Below are 13043 nucleotides of genomic sequence, written 5' to 3' on the forward strand. Positions count from 1 at the left end.
CGCAATCCACACCGAACCCGGAGGCCCTCCCTCATTCCAAGATCATCCGACTACGTGTCTCCACGTTCGCAACCTCCCGGGGCAGTACACCTAGGTACAGGAAGGAGTCCTTCATGTACTCCGAAGCACGGCGTCACCCAAGCCATGAAGTCCGTGAAGGCCTCCTTCCCTACCTTGAGGGTAGGGAAGGAGGCCTTCACGGACTTCGGCGTCACCTCAGGAGTCACACCGGTCACTGCTGTCACGAAAAGGCGCGTGAAGGCTTAGGGAAGCTTCCAGTCCACGGGACCGGCGCCCTGCTGCTCCAGCAGCTGGTTCGCCCGGCTGAAGGGCCGCGAGCCGAAGAAACCGGCGTGCGCCGAAAGCGGGCTCGGGTGCGCCGACTCGATGCACGGCACCTTCCCCAGCATCGGCTTCAGGTTCCGCGCGTTGCGGCCCCACAGGATCGCCACCATCGGCTCGTCCCGCGCGGCGAGGGCCTTGATGGCCTGCTCGGTGACCGCTTCCCAGCCCTTGCCCTGATGCGAGTTCGATTTCCCGGGCTGCACGGTCAGCGACCTGTTGAGCAGCAGGACACCCTGGTCGGCCCACGGCGTCAGGTCGCCGTTCGACGGCAGCGGGTGCCCGAGGTCTTCGCAGTACTCCTTGTAGATGTTGATCAGGCTCTTCGGGATCGGCCGGACGTCCGGCGCCACCGAGAAGCTCAGCCCGACCGCGTGCCCGGGTGTCGGATACGGGTCCTGGCCGACGATCAGCACCCGCACGTCGTGGAACGGCTGCTGGAACGCCCGCAGCACATGTTCACCCGCCGGGAGATAGGTCCGGCCCGCGGCGATCTCCGCGCGGAGGAATTCCCCCATCGCGGCGACCTGCGGCGCCACCGGTTCGAGGGCCTGCGCCCAGCCTGCTTCGACGATGTCCTGCAGCGGTCGTGCGGTCACGGCGTGCGAGCTTACTCACGTCGGTCCAGCCGCCGGAGTTCGACCCGACGGAGTTCTCTACGAAAAAGAGCGGCGCGCTCGACATACCCGTCCACCACACGCTTGATCAGGTCCGGCCCGAACGACGTGTTCGGCCGCGTCTTCGCCGGGACACCGAGCGCGATATGCCCACTGTCCACATGGGACCCGTAGGAGAGAACCGCGCCCGCGCCGACCATCCCGCCGTCCTCGACGACGGTTCCGTTCAGCACCACCGATCCCGACGCGATCAGGCAGCCCTCGCCGATGCGCGCGCCCTCGATGTGCACGGAATGCCCGACGGCGGACGACTTCCCGATCACCGTCGGCTCCTCGCGGGTGCAGTGCAGGACACAGCCGTCCTGGACGTTGGACCGCTCGCCGATCTCGATGAAACCGTGGTCACCGCGCAGGACGGTCTGCGGCCACACCGACGCGAACGCCGCGATCCGGACGTCGCCGATCACCGTCGCGTCGGGATGGACGTAGGCGTCCGGGTGGATCGAGGGTTCGAGGTCGCCCAGTGCGTAGATCGGCATGCGTTCTCCTAGGTCAGCGGCTTGCCGAAGCAGATGCTTTCCGGCTCGTCCTTGTAGTACCCGAAACCCGGTATCTCCCGGTAACCCGCCGACTCGTACAGCGCGATGGCCTCCGGCTGCTTGTCCCCGGTCTCCAGCACCATGCGCAGCCGTCCCGCCTCGGCGGCCGTCCGCTCGAGGTCGGCGAGGATCGCCCGCGCGAGGCCCTGTCCGCGCGCCGAAGCCATCACGAACATTCGCTTGATCTCGGCGTCACCGGGCAGCAACGGGTCCGGCCCGTCGTGCGCCCGCCAGGCACCGCAGGCGACCGGGACGTCGTCGAGGTAGGCGGCCAGGAACAGTCCACGAGGCGAGGCGAACTGCGTCGCGTCCATCGGCGTCTCGTCTTCGCTGCCGTACCGGGCCGCCAGTTCGAGCTGGGCCTCGGCCAGCAGCTTCACCGCGTCGGGGTGGTCGTAGGCGAGCACACGAAGGTCCATGGGCGCGACATTAGCGAGCGGCCCCGCCGCGGGGGAACCGGATTGGCCCAAGCGGATGCCGCGTGATCGGCACTGTCGCCGGACCCGTGCCACGCCTTAGGTTCTGCCCATGTCGATCGATACCGGCCGCACCGGCGCGCCCCTGCGCCAGGCCCGCAACTCCGCCGCCTTCTGGGCGGCGACCGGCCGGTCCCGCGGCCACGAAGTGGTCCGCCGTCGCGGCTTTCTCGCCGTCGCCGGTGACGAGCGCGCGGGATTGCGTGTGCTGATCCAGGAACCCGGCCTCACCCCCGACGAGGTGGCGGAGATCACGGAGCTGGCCGAGCGGGCGACCGGCCCGGTGGACGCCGAGGATCCCTTCGGTGCCACCGATCTGAGCCACCTCGGGGACATGCGCAGCTGGCGGATGCCGGTCATGCTGCGCCCACCCTCCCCGGTCGCCGTCCCCTCGATGGAGGTGGTCCGCGTCCACGGGGAGGCGGACCTGCGGGCGGCCGAACGCGCGGTCATCGCGGGCTTCGAACTCGACCGCTTCGAGCCCTACCGCGCGGGAGAGATGTTCCCGATGGCCTTACTCCGCGAGCCGGGGGTCGACGTGTTCATCGCGCGGCTCGACGGCGAGGTCGCCGGGGCATGCGTCACCGTCGTCGAAAACGGCTTCGGCAGCCACTATTGGGTCGGCACGCCGGACGCCTTCCGCTCTCGCGGCGTGGGCCGGGCGGTGATGCTCGGCTCCCTCGCGCCGTTGGCCGGGCTGCCGGTCACCCTCACCGCTTCCCGGCTGGGCAGGCCGCTGTACGAATCCCTCGGGTTCACCGTCGCCGGCGAGTCGACCTGGTGGGCCTCCCGCTCCTAACGCCAGTGCTGCCAGCCGCTGTCGTGGCCGTATTGCTTCCCATCCACGGTGACCCCCGAATCCGGCATGGTGACGACGCCGATCTCGGTCCAGCCCTCCGGCAGCTCGGCGAACGACGGGAAGGTGGCCGCGAACGCGTGGTCCTCGCCGCCGGTGAGCACCCATTTCAGCGGGTCGGCGCCGAGCGCGGTGCCGACCTCGGTCAGCCTGCTCGACACGTCGAGATCCGCCGTCCGCACGTCGATCCCCACGCCGGAGGCCTCGGCGATGTGGCCGAGGTCGGACAGGAGGCCGTCGGACACGTCGATCATCGACGTCGCGCCGCCGTCGGCCGCGCGGATGCCCGCCTCGTAGTCCGGTTCGGGGCAGCGCTGCGCGTTGACCACGCTGACCGGTGACCGGAAGCCCCGGCCGAGCACGGCGAGACCGGCGGCCGCCCAGCCGAGCCGTCCGCAGACCGCGACGACGTCGCCGGGCCGCGCGCCGGACCGTGTGACCGGTTCCCGGCCACCGAGGTCACCCAAGGCGGTGACGCTGATCACGATCTGGTCGGCGCGCACCATGTCGCCGCCGACGATCCCGATCCCCGCGCGATCGGCCTCGAGCCACATGCCCTGGGTGAGTTCGGTGACGAGCGACGTCGGGGTGTCCGACGGGCAGGCGAATCCCATGAGGACGGACGTCGGGCGGGCGCCCATCGCGGCGATGTCGGTGAGATTCACCGCGACCGCCTTGCGCCCCACCTGCTCGGCGCTGGACCAGTCGAGGCGGAAATGGACGCCCTGCACGAGGACGTCGGTGGACGCCACCGTCCGGCCGTCCGGGGTGGCCACGACGGCCGCGTCGTCCCCCGGTCCGAGCAGCGTCGACTCCGGCTGTTTGCGGCCGGCAGTCACTGCTTCGATCAACCGGAATTCACCGGTCCCGGCGACCGTGCCGTCGTTCGGTGACACCCGTCACCTCCACTTTCCCTTGTCCGGACAAATGTCGATCACCGATAGTCGGAAGCCCTAGGTTTTTCCCGGGGCTGGCGATACGTTGCTACAACGTTCCTACCTTGAGCCGACTTTTACGAAGGGGCGCGCCGTGGTCCACGCATACATCCTCATCCAGACCGAGGTCGGCAAAGCCGCCGCGGTCGCCGCGGAGATCTCCACCATCTCCGGTGTCACCAGTTCGGAGGATGTCACCGGCCCCTACGACGTCATCGTCAAGGCCGCGGCCGACACCGTCGACCAGCTCGGCCAGCTCGTGGTCGCCAAGGTGCAGAACGTGGAGGGCATCACGCGGACGCTGACCTGCCCGGTGGTGCATCTCTGAGAGGTGGTGTAGTGGTCCGGTGGCTGACACGGACACCGGCGCTCCCCCGAAACCCCTGCTGATCGCGGCCGCCTGCCTGGCGGTCCTGCTCGTCGCGGGCGTGGCCGTCTTCGGGCTGACCCGCGGCGCGGAATCCGGCGCCCCGGCCGCGGACGGGCCGCTCCCGCTCGTCCCGGTCCCGGCGCCGCAGTCGGGGTCACCCGAATGCGCGAAACTCATCGGCGCGCTCCCCCACGAGCTCACCTCGTCCGGCGCCACGCTGGTCCGGCGAACGCTGGCCGACCCGGCCCCCGAGGCGACGATCGGCTGGGGCACCGGCGCCCCGGTGGTCCTGCGGTGCGGTCTCGGCAAGCCGCCGGAGCTGACCAGGACCTCGCAGCTGCGGACGATCAACACGGTCCAGTGGCTGCAGGTCGAGGGTGAGGGCAGCGCGACGTGGTTCGTGGTGGACCGTCCCGTCTACACGGCGCTCACCGTGCCGGACACCGCGGGGACAGGGCCGCTCCAGACCGTTTCGGACGTCATCGCCGCCAATCTTCCCGCAGTGCCGCTGCGTTTCTGATCGGGTCAGCTCAGCACGGGGATCAGCGGCTTCAGCGCGGAGTGGAGCGCTTCCCGCGAACAACCCGCGTAGCCGATGAGGTTCCCGAACACCGTCGGCGTCCCGGCGAAGTGCCGGGCCAGCCCGTCGAGCCGGATCCCGGCGCGTTCGGCCGCCGCCATCCGCGCCGCTTCCTCCTCCGCCGATCCACAAGGGACGACCAGATGCGCGCCCGCGTCGTCGCCGAGCACCGGGATCCCCGCCGACGTCAGCGCGGCCGAAACGAGGGACCGGCGCTCCGAAAGTTCTCGCCGGAGCTTCCGCAGATGCCGCCCCAGATCGCCGTGCCGCGCCAGTTCGGCGAGCACCCGCTGCCCCGCGGGTGACGGTCGTGTCCCGGTCGCTTCGCGGTATTCCAGGACCGCGGCCGCGACCGGGGACGGCGCGACCATCCAGCCAGCGCCCAGTGCCGGGGTGAGGATCTTGCTGGTGGTCCCGAGATGCGCGACGACGTCGGGCGCGAGCGCGGCCAGCAGCGGCAGCGGCGCGACGTCGAACCGCAACTCGCCGTCGTAGTCGTCCTCGATCACCAGCATGCCGTGGGCGCGGGCGAGTTCGACCAGGTCGACGCGGCGCGCCGCGCTCATCCGGCTGCCCAGCGGGTACTGGTGCGCGGGCGAGCAGTACACCGCGCGCACGTCGGCGGGGACGGCGTCCGGGCGCAGGCCCTCTTCGTCGACCGGGACGGGCACGACCTCCATCCCCGCCCGCCGGAACGCCTGCACGGCCCGCTGGTAACCCGGCTCCTCGATCGCGACGCGGTCACCGCGCGAGAGCAGCGCGCCCGCGAGTTCGATCACCGCGGCGGTCGTGCCGCCGGTCGCGAGCACCGTTCCGGCCGCGAGGCCGCGGTGCCGCAGCAGATGTTCGGACACCGCGTTCCGATAAGCGGGCAGCCCCGCCCGATCCTCGCGATAGGTCGGGCGCGGATCGGCGGCGGCCCGCCACGCGCGGCGCCAGGCGGCCTTCTCGACGCCGTCGGCCCACGGGACGCCCGGCGTGAGGTCGACCAGCGGCAGTGGTGCGGCGGGGGCGCCGGGCGCGGGCCCTTTCGACGGCCGGTCCGCGGGCGGTGTGGTGGTGACATACGTGCCGGAGCCGTGGCGGCCGGCGATCCAGCCCTCCGCGTGGAGCTGCTCGTACGCGGCCGACGTCACCGTGCGGCTGACGCCGAGACGGCTCGCGAGTGCCCTGGTCGAGGGCAACCTGTCGCCACCGCGCAGATGTCCGTCACCCGCGGCCGCGCGCAACGCGTCGGCCAGCTGGACCGCGAGCGGCACGGGCGAAGCGCGGTCGAGGCTGACCGGCAGAGCGGTGTCGGACATGGGGTTCTCCGCTCTCGCGAGAAGTGGCCTTCTCAAGTATAGGAGAATTGGACATTATTACAGGCCACTCGGGTGGGTGAGACTGGTCGCATGTCCACCCCGCTCTCACCTACCGACCGGACCACCCTCGGCCGCAAGAAGAACCGCGCGCTCACCGACCGCTCGGCGCTGTACGCGGTGCTCGACGAAGCCCTGATCTGCCATCTCGGCGTCGTGCGCGACGGCGTCCCGCTGGTCATCCCGACCGGCTACGGGCGTGACGGCGACACGCTCTACCTGCACGGATCCACCGGTGCGAGGAGTATGCGCGACTCCGACGGCGTCGAGGTCTGCGTGACGGTGACCCTGCTCGACGGCATCGTCTACGCGCGCTCGGTCAACAACCACTCGATGAACTACCGCAGCGCGGTGATCCTGGGCAAGGCGGCCGCGGTCACCGATCGCGACCGCAAGATGCACGCCCTCCACGTGCTGACCGACCACCTCGCGCCCGGTTCGTGGGAGCACGCGAGGGACGTCAACGCGAAGGAGTTCGCGTCCGTTTCGGTACTGGAGCTGGACCTCACCGAGGCGTCGGTGAAGATGCGCGGCGAGGGGCCCGACGATCCCGAGGACGAGGTCGCGGCCGATCTCTCCTGGGCGGGAGTGCTGCCGGTGCGGACCGTGTTCGGTGAGCCGGAGCCGTCGGTGGATCTCGTCAGTGACTGGACGGTGCCGGACCATGTGAAGGCGCGGGTCGGGTAGTGGGTCTCGGCGGTTCTATTGAGGGATAAGGGCGGTTCTAACCGCCCTTCGCCACTCACGAGCGGTGGCGCGGCAGCCGCACGGTGAACGTCGTCGCTCCCGGCACACTCTCGACCTCGATGGTCCCGCCGTGCGCCGTGACCAGCGAGAGCACCACCGAAAGCCCGAGCCCGGTCCCGCCGTTGCCGCGGGTGCGAGCGGTGTCCACCCGGTAGAACCGGTCGAAGATCCGTTCCCGCGTTTCCGGCGGGATCCCGGGCCCTGCGTCGCTCACCCGCAGGACGACCTCGGAATCCGAGGCCTCGGCGGACACCGTGACCGCGGTCCCGGGCGGCGTGTGCACCGCGGCGTTGGCGAGCAGGTTGTCCAGCACCTGCCGCAGGCGTACCGGATCCGCTTGCAGGACAACACCTTCCGGGAGCGGGCCGATGCTCAGCGGATGCTCCGGGCGGCCGGCGGCGAAGGCCTCCCCCGCGTCGGTGATCAGCTCGGCGACGTCGACGTCCACCAGCCGCAGTGGCGCCTCGCTCTCCGGCGCGTCGAGGCGTGCGAGGAGCAAAAGGTCGTCGACGAGCACGCTCATCCGCTCGGTCTCTTCGCGGATCTTCGACAGATGCGCGTCGCGTTCGGCGGGTTCGTTCGCCGCGGCGTAGCGGAAAAGCTCGGCGTAGCCCCGGATCGACGTCAGCGGCGTGCGCAGTTCGTGGGAGGCGTCGGCGATGAACCGCCGCAACCGTTCGTTCGCCTCCCGGCGCGCGACCAGTGAGGAATCGAGGTGCGCCAGCATCACGTTGAACGCGGTCCGCAGCTCCTCGACTTCGGCGCCACCGCCGCTCGCCTGCGCGCGCACCGGGAGATCGGCGTTCGTGGTGAGGTCGTGCGACGCGATGTCGTGCGCCGTCCCGGCCATGTCGCTCAGCGGCCGCAGCCCGCGCCGCAGCACCAGCCGTCCCGCGATCACCAGCACCGCCAGCGCCAGCAGGAACGCGACGACCTCGACCATCACCAGCCGGCTGACCGTCCGGTCCAGATCCGCCTGCGGCGCGGCGCTGACCAGCACGATGTTCCGCGCCGGTTCGATCGGGCAGGCCCGGACCCGGTACGTGCCCTTGTCCTCGATGTAGACCGTCCGCAGGACCTCGGTCCGCGTCGCGTCTTCGGCGACCTTTTCGAGCGCTTTCGTATCCGGCGGCAGGGAACCGCCCGACTGGGCCAGCGCCTCACCGTCCTGCACCGCGAAGACGGCGGAGAACCAGCCATAGGCCTGCTGCGGTGTCCCGCCGTGCGTGGTGCGCAGCGACGGCACCTGGCTGATCTGGGTCTTGGCGAGCTGTTCGTCGAGCCGGTCGTCCAGATAGCCCTTCATGATGCCGACCATCACGGTGCCCACGACGGCGAACACGACCAGCGCCAGCACGCCGAGCCCGAGCGCCAGGCGGGTCCCGAGCCTCGACCGGCGCCAGGCGTCGTACCAGCGGCGCAGCATCTTCATCTCGCCGCCTGCCGCACGACGTAGCCCACGCCGCGCACGGTGTGGATCAGCGGCTCGTCGCCCGTGTCGAGTTTGCGGCGCAGATGGGAGATGACGAGTTCGACCACATTGGACCGGCCGCCGAAGTCGTATTCCCAGACGTGGTCGAGGATCTGTGCCTTCGTCATCACCGAAGGCGAATGCCGCATCAGGTAGCGCAGCAGTTCATACTCGGTCGGGGTCAGTTCGGCGGGTTTGCCGTCGCGGGCGACTTCGCGGGTGTCCTCGTTGAGGGTCAGGTCACCGACTCGCAGCACCGCGGCCTTGGCCTGGTTGGTGCTCCGCCGCAGGACCGCGCGCAGCCGCGCCATCAGTTCCTCGACGGAGAACGGCTTCACGAGGTAGTCGTCACCGCCGCGGGTGAGCCCGGCGACGCGGTCCGCCGTCGCGTCCTTCGCGGTGAGGAAGACCACGGGCACCGCCGTCCCCGCCTCGCGGAGCTTGTCCAGCACGGTGAACCCGTCGATCCCGGGCAGCATCAGGTCGAGCACGACGATGTCGGGCACGAATTCGGCCGCGCGCTCGATCGCGGCCTCACCCGATCCGGCGGTGACGGCCTGCCAGCCCTCATAGCGGGCGACGGTGGCCACCAGATCGGCGATATGCGGCTCGTCGTCCACCACCAGCAGGCGGACGGGGTTCTCGGTGTTCACAAAGGCCATCCTCCGTGAACGCGCGCGCGAGGGCGAGGCGGGAGCGCAGACGACAGGAAGCCGACAGCTTCCGCCAAGAAAGGTCACAGGTTGGCACAGCAGGCTCAGGACTTGAACCGGACCGGAAAGGACCACGTGTGACCACCATGACGCAGACCGCCGTGAGACCGCGCCCGGCGATCCGCCCCAGGATCGCCGCACGCGCCGGGCTCTTCACCTTTCTCGGGGCCAACGTGGCCGCGGTGACCGCGCTGTTCTTCGCCGCCGGACCGTCGGACAACGTGCTCATCAGCATCGGCAGGCTCGCCGGGCTGTACGGAGCGCTCGCGATGGCCTTCCAGCTGCTGCTGGTCGCCCGGCTGCCGTGGCTCGACCGCCGGCTCGGCATGGACCGGCTCACCGCCTGGCACCGCTGGACCGGGTTCAGCCTGCTGTGGACGCTGCTCGCCCATTTCGTGTTCATCGTCTTCGGCTACGCGCGGGTCGAGGACAACGGCGTGGTGGACGAGTTCGTCACGATGGTCACCAAGCTGGAGGGGATCCTGCGCGCCGTCGTCGCGTTCGCGTTGATCCTGCTCGTCGGCGCGGTTTCCGCCCGGTTCGCCCGCCGCCGTCTGGCATACGAGACCTGGCATTTCCTCCACCTCTACACCTACGCCGCGGTCGTGCTGGCGTTCACGCACCAGATCGCGCTGGGCGGATCGTTCGCGTCGTCGCCGGGCGCCCAGGTCTACTGGTGGGCGGTGTGGGGCGTCGCGCTCGGCTCCGTCGTCGCCGGGCGGGTGGTGCTGCCGCTGGCCAGGAATCTGCGTCACCGGTTGAAGGTCGTCGCCGTGGTCCCTGAATCCCAGGACGTCGTCTCGGTGTACATCTCCGGCAAGGACCTCGACAAGATGCCCGCGAGGGCGGGCCAGTTCTTCCTGTGGCGCTTCATGACCCGGGATCGTTGGTGGCAGGCGAATCCGTTCTCCCTGTCCGCCGCGCCGGACGGCCGCACCCTGCGGCTGACCGCGAAAGCCGCCGGAGACGGCAGCGCGTCGTTGCGGTCGCTCAAAGTCGGCACCCGGGTGTTCGCCGAAGGCCCGTACGGCGCGTTCACCACGATGCACCAACAGAAACCGGACGCGCTGCTGGTCGCTGGCGGCGTCGGGATCACCCCGATCCGCGCGCTGCTGGAGGAGATCTCCGGACACGTCGTGGTGCTCTACCGCGTCCGCGACGAACGCGACGCCGTCCTCCTGCCGGAGCTGATCGGCTTGGCACGGGCGCGCGGCGCGGTCGTCCGTGTCCTCAGTGGACCGTCCGATCAGGCCGGTCCGGTACTCGGCGCCCCCAACCTGCGGCGGCTGGTGCCGGACATCGCGGACCGCGACGTCTTCGTCTGCGGACCGCCGGGGATGACCTCGGGGACGCTGCGCAGCCTGCGGGAACTGCGGGTGCCGAGCAGTCAGGTCCACGCCGAACGTTTCAGCCTCGCCGCCTGAGCCAGGGAGACCCGACCATGAAGAAGACCATCGTCGCCGTCACGGTCGCGCTGTCGGCCGCCGGCTTCCTCGGCGTGTGGCAGTACGAACCCGGCCCGCTCGGCTCGGAAACCGTGGCCGTCGCGGCTCCTGCCCCGTCGTCAAGTGCGGACGGTGGAGCGTCCGAGAGCGCCGAACGCACCCTCGACGGCTCGGTGGAGCGCAACCGGTACGGCACCGTGCAGGTGCGGCTGGTGATCTCGGCCGAGGACAAGATCTCCGAAGTCCGCCTGCTGCAACGGCCGACGAGCGGCCGAGGGGTCGACGCGATCCCGACCCTGCAGGAGGAGACGCTGACCGCGCAGAGCGCCGACATCGACACCGTCTCCGGGGCGACATCGACGAGCGAGTCGTACGTCAAATCACTGCAGGCGGCGCTGGACGCCAGATGAACCGCGTCGAACAGGTGATGGGCCTGCCGGTCTCGGTCGACGTCCGGGCGGGTGGTGACCTCGTCGGGCACGCGATCGACGGCGTTTTCGGCTGGCTGCGGGAAGTCGACGCGCGGTTCAGCCCCTTCAAGGCCGGCAGCGAGGTCTGCCGCTACGACCGCGGTGAACTCTCGCCTTCGGAGCTGAGCGACGATCTCCTGGAAGTGCTTTCGCTGTGCGACCACTACGAACGGCTGTCCGGCGGCGCGTTCACCGCCCGGCTCCCCGGACGGCGGCTCGACCCGAACGCGGTGGTCAAGGGCTGGGCGGTGCAGCGGGCGGCGTCCCTGTTGCTGGCCGAGGGTTTGGACGTGTTCTGCATCAACGCCGGCGGGGACGTGATCACCTCCGGTGAACCGGAACCCGGCCGCGCCTGGCGGGTCGGCATCCGTCATCCCGAACGGCCCGACGCGGTCTGCGCCGTGGTGGAATCGTCCGGCGGCGCGGTCGCGACGTCGGCGGAATACGAACGCGGCGCGCATATCCTGGACGGCCGGACCGGGCGCCCACCCGTGGGGCTGCTGAGCGTCACGGTCGCCGCCGACGACCTCGTCACTGCGGATTCCCTCGCCACGGCAGCCTTCGCGATGGGGACCGAGGGGATCGCGTGGGTCGCGTCGCGGCCGGGGTGCCAGGTGCTGGTCATCGACGCGGAACGGCAGGTACACCGGTCGCCGGGGCTGCGGCTGGCTTAAACCGTTGGCCGGGCTTCGCGGGCTCAGGCAGACTGCGGCGTCATGACCTCTGTCGTACAGAACTTCTTCTTCGACTGCGCAGACGCCTACGAACTGGGCCGTTTCTGGAGCGGCGTCGTCGGCAAGCCGATGGCCGACGACGATCAGCCCGGCGACCCCGAGACGATCATCGTGCTGGACAACGGTGTCACGCTGTTCTTCGGGCAGGTCCCGGAACCGAAGACGGTGAAGAACCGGATCCATCTCTGTCTCCAGCCGGACATCCCGCGTGACGAGGAAGTGGAACGCCTGCTGAAGCTCGGCGCGACCCTCCTGCACGACCGGCGCAACCCGGACGGCACCGGCTGGGCCGTTCTCGAAGACCCCGAAGGCAACGAATTCTGCGTGCTGCGCAGCGCCGCCGAAAAGGCCGCGACCTCATGACCGACTACGTGACGGTCAACCGGGCGAACTGGGACGAACGCGCTCCGGCACACGCCGCTTCGGCGGACTACGGCTACGAGAAGTTCGTCGCGGACCCCACGCACCTCAGCGGCGTGGTCACCTTCGACCAGCCGCTGCTCGGTGACGTCTCCGGGGCGCGCGGGGTCCACCTGCAGTGCCATATCGGCACGGACACGCTTTCCCTGTCCCGCCTCGGCGCACGGATGACCGGCCTCGACTTTTCCACGCCGGCGCTGGAGATCGCGCGGCGGCTGGCCGCCGAGACCGGCGCGGAGATCGACTACCATGAGTCCGATGTGTACAGTGCCGCCGACGTCCTGGGCGCCGGGGAATTCGACCTCGTCTACACCGGCATCGGCGCGATCTGCTGGCTGCCGGACATCGCCCGCTGGGGGCAGGTCGCCGGGAAGCTGCTGAAGCCGGGCGGGCGGCTGTTCATCCGGGACATGCACCCTATGCTGGGCACCCTCGACGAAACGCAGCCGATGATCACGCCGCGGTACCCGTACTTCGAGCAGGCCGAACCGCTGGTGTTCGACGAGCCGGGGACCTATGTGGACACCGACGTTTCGTTCCAGCACAACCGGACGCACGAATGGAACCACGGGCTGGGCGAGATCGTCACTTCGCTGCTCGACGCGGGGCTGACCCTGACGCGGCTGGTGGAACACGACAGTGTGCCGTGGAACGCGCTGCCCGGGTTCATGACCCTGAACGAAAAGACCGAGGAATGGCGGCTGACCGAGGATCCGCAGCGGCTGGCGGCGAGTTTCACGATCGAGGCCGTGAAGGCACGGTGAGCGTCGGTACAGGTGGTCGTGAGTGGTAAGTGTCGTTATTTTTTGAGGGGTAAGTCAAACGTGGCATGGTCGGTGCGGGTGGGGGGGGGGGGGGGGGGGGGGGGGGGGGTGTCAAAAAAAACCCCCCCCCCCCCCCCCCCCCA

The 13043-nt window shown here is 70.0% G+C and carries 16 protein-coding genes; 9 read left to right on the forward strand and 7 right to left on the reverse strand.

What is annotated here, in order from left to right; all coding sequences use genetic code 11:
• Positions 1 to 263 precede the first annotated feature (263 nt).
• The 3 genes from ACIRGA_RS40050 to ACIRGA_RS40060 are packed head-to-tail and all read right to left on the reverse strand — an operon-like array spanning position 264 to position 1977.
• Positions 264 to 941 (reverse strand): uracil-DNA glycosylase, encoded by a 678-nt coding sequence (locus ACIRGA_RS40050; protein WP_034320386.1) that lies wholly within the window; start codon positions 939 to 941, stop codon positions 264 to 266.
• 11 nt (positions 942 to 952) lie between these two features.
• Positions 953 to 1498, reverse strand: coding sequence for a gamma carbonic anhydrase family protein (locus ACIRGA_RS40055; RefSeq protein WP_400952483.1), 546 nt, complete (start codon positions 1496 to 1498; stop codon positions 953 to 955).
• An 8-nt stretch (positions 1499 to 1506) separates the two neighbouring features.
• The gene (locus ACIRGA_RS40060) at positions 1507 to 1977 is read right to left on the reverse strand and encodes a GNAT family N-acetyltransferase (protein ID WP_400952486.1); all 471 of its coding nucleotides are present in this window, start codon (positions 1975 to 1977) and stop codon (positions 1507 to 1509) included.
• Positions 1978 to 2086: 109 nt separating this feature from the next.
• Here ACIRGA_RS40060 and ACIRGA_RS40065 point away from each other — a divergent pair, with 109 nt between their 5' ends.
• On the forward strand, positions 2087 to 2833 hold the full coding sequence (locus tag ACIRGA_RS40065; protein ID WP_400952489.1) for a GNAT family N-acetyltransferase: 747 nt from the start codon (positions 2087 to 2089) through the stop codon (positions 2831 to 2833).
• Here the strand turns inward: ACIRGA_RS40065 and ACIRGA_RS40070 are convergent.
• Positions 2830 to 3786: a thiamine-phosphate kinase gene (locus tag ACIRGA_RS40070; RefSeq protein ID WP_400952491.1), complete on the reverse strand. Its 957-nt coding sequence runs from the start codon at positions 3784 to 3786 to the stop codon at positions 2830 to 2832. The two genes, ACIRGA_RS40065 and ACIRGA_RS40070, sit on opposite strands and share 4 nt — an antisense overlap.
• Before the next feature lie 133 nt (positions 3787 to 3919).
• On the opposite strand from ACIRGA_RS40070, the gene ACIRGA_RS40075 reads away from it, so the two are divergent.
• On the forward strand, positions 3920 to 4153 hold the full coding sequence (locus ACIRGA_RS40075; RefSeq protein WP_005160289.1) for an Lrp/AsnC ligand binding domain-containing protein: 234 nt from the start codon (positions 3920 to 3922) through the stop codon (positions 4151 to 4153).
• A gap of 19 nt (positions 4154 to 4172) precedes the next feature.
• The gene (locus ACIRGA_RS40080) at positions 4173 to 4715 is read left to right on the forward strand and encodes a DUF3515 domain-containing protein (protein WP_400952494.1); all 543 of its coding nucleotides are present in this window, start codon (positions 4173 to 4175) and stop codon (positions 4713 to 4715) included.
• Positions 4716 to 4720: 5 nt separating this feature from the next.
• Here ACIRGA_RS40080 and ACIRGA_RS40085 read toward each other — a convergent pair whose 3' ends face one another.
• Positions 4721 to 6079, reverse strand: coding sequence for a PLP-dependent aminotransferase family protein (locus ACIRGA_RS40085; protein ID WP_400952497.1), 1359 nt, complete (start codon positions 6077 to 6079; stop codon positions 4721 to 4723).
• Positions 6080 to 6169: 90 nt separating this feature from the next.
• Between ACIRGA_RS40085 and ACIRGA_RS40090 the strand changes: the two genes are divergently transcribed.
• Positions 6170 to 6823, forward strand: a complete 654-nt coding sequence (locus ACIRGA_RS40090) for a pyridoxamine 5'-phosphate oxidase family protein (protein WP_400952501.1) — start codon at positions 6170 to 6172, stop codon at positions 6821 to 6823.
• Between the two features lie 55 nt (positions 6824 to 6878).
• Here ACIRGA_RS40090 and ACIRGA_RS40095 read toward each other — a convergent pair whose 3' ends face one another.
• Together ACIRGA_RS40095 and ACIRGA_RS40100 are read right to left on the reverse strand one after the other, a co-directional pair.
• Entirely contained in the window at positions 6879 to 8315 is a 1437-nt protein-coding gene (locus ACIRGA_RS40095) for a sensor histidine kinase (protein WP_400952504.1), read from the reverse strand.
• Positions 8312 to 9007, reverse strand: a complete 696-nt coding sequence (locus ACIRGA_RS40100; RefSeq protein ID WP_400952507.1) for a response regulator transcription factor — start codon at positions 9005 to 9007, stop codon at positions 8312 to 8314. Before ACIRGA_RS40100 ends, ACIRGA_RS40095 begins: the two co-directional genes overlap by 4 nt.
• A 137-nt stretch (positions 9008 to 9144) precedes the next feature.
• Between ACIRGA_RS40100 and ACIRGA_RS40105 the strand changes: the two genes are divergently transcribed.
• The 5 genes from ACIRGA_RS40105 to ACIRGA_RS40125 are packed head-to-tail and all read left to right on the forward strand — an operon-like array spanning position 9145 to position 12900.
• Positions 9145 to 10491: a ferric reductase-like transmembrane domain-containing protein gene (locus ACIRGA_RS40105; protein ID WP_400952510.1), complete on the forward strand. Its 1347-nt coding sequence runs from the start codon at positions 9145 to 9147 to the stop codon at positions 10489 to 10491.
• Positions 10492 to 10508: 17 nt separating this feature from the next.
• The gene (locus tag ACIRGA_RS40110) at positions 10509 to 10922 is read left to right on the forward strand and encodes an FMN-binding protein (RefSeq protein ID WP_400952515.1); all 414 of its coding nucleotides are present in this window, start codon (positions 10509 to 10511) and stop codon (positions 10920 to 10922) included.
• Entirely contained in the window at positions 10919 to 11656 is a 738-nt protein-coding gene (locus ACIRGA_RS40115) for an FAD:protein FMN transferase (RefSeq protein ID WP_400952518.1), read from the forward strand. The genes ACIRGA_RS40110 and ACIRGA_RS40115 overlap by 4 nt, the downstream gene beginning before the upstream one ends.
• Positions 11657 to 11698: 42 nt before the next feature.
• On the forward strand, positions 11699 to 12079 hold the full coding sequence (locus ACIRGA_RS40120) for a VOC family protein (RefSeq protein WP_400952521.1): 381 nt from the start codon (positions 11699 to 11701) through the stop codon (positions 12077 to 12079).
• Positions 12076 to 12900, forward strand: a complete 825-nt coding sequence (locus ACIRGA_RS40125) for a class I SAM-dependent methyltransferase (RefSeq protein ID WP_400952525.1) — start codon at positions 12076 to 12078, stop codon at positions 12898 to 12900. The genes ACIRGA_RS40120 and ACIRGA_RS40125 overlap by 4 nt, the downstream gene beginning before the upstream one ends.
• Positions 12901 to 13043 lie beyond the last annotated feature (143 nt).

The sequence above is a fragment of the Amycolatopsis sp. NPDC102389 genome (assembly GCF_044765885.1).
In the GTDB taxonomy this organism is placed as follows: domain Bacteria; phylum Actinomycetota; class Actinomycetes; order Mycobacteriales; family Pseudonocardiaceae; genus Amycolatopsis.

What these genes read in the sequence shown, in the direction of transcription:
- ACIRGA_RS40055 (WP_400952483.1), bottom strand. Translation starts at nt 1,498, where the DNA reads ATGCCGATCTACGCACTGGGCGACCTCGAACCCTCGATCCACCCGGAC.
- ACIRGA_RS40060 (WP_400952486.1), bottom strand. Translation starts at nt 1,977, where the DNA reads ATGGACCTTCGTGTGCTCGCCTACGACCACCCCGACGCGGTGAAGCTG.
- ACIRGA_RS40065 (WP_400952489.1), top strand. Translation starts at nt 2,087, where the DNA reads ATGTCGATCGATACCGGCCGCACCGGCGCGCCCCTGCGCCAGGCCCGC.
- ACIRGA_RS40085 (WP_400952497.1), bottom strand. Translation starts at nt 6,079, where the DNA reads ATGTCCGACACCGCTCTGCCGGTCAGCCTCGACCGCGCTTCGCCCGTG.
- ACIRGA_RS40090 (WP_400952501.1), top strand. Translation starts at nt 6,170, where the DNA reads ATGTCCACCCCGCTCTCACCTACCGACCGGACCACCCTCGGCCGCAAG.
- ACIRGA_RS40095 (WP_400952504.1), bottom strand. Translation starts at nt 8,315, where the DNA reads ATGAAGATGCTGCGCCGCTGGTACGACGCCTGGCGCCGGTCGAGGCTC.
- ACIRGA_RS40110 (WP_400952515.1), top strand. Translation starts at nt 10,509, where the DNA reads ATGAAGAAGACCATCGTCGCCGTCACGGTCGCGCTGTCGGCCGCCGGC.
- ACIRGA_RS40115 (WP_400952518.1), top strand. Translation starts at nt 10,919, where the DNA reads ATGAACCGCGTCGAACAGGTGATGGGCCTGCCGGTCTCGGTCGACGTC.
- ACIRGA_RS40120 (WP_400952521.1), top strand. Translation starts at nt 11,699, where the DNA reads ATGACCTCTGTCGTACAGAACTTCTTCTTCGACTGCGCAGACGCCTAC.
- ACIRGA_RS40125 (WP_400952525.1), top strand. Translation starts at nt 12,076, where the DNA reads ATGACCGACTACGTGACGGTCAACCGGGCGAACTGGGACGAACGCGCT.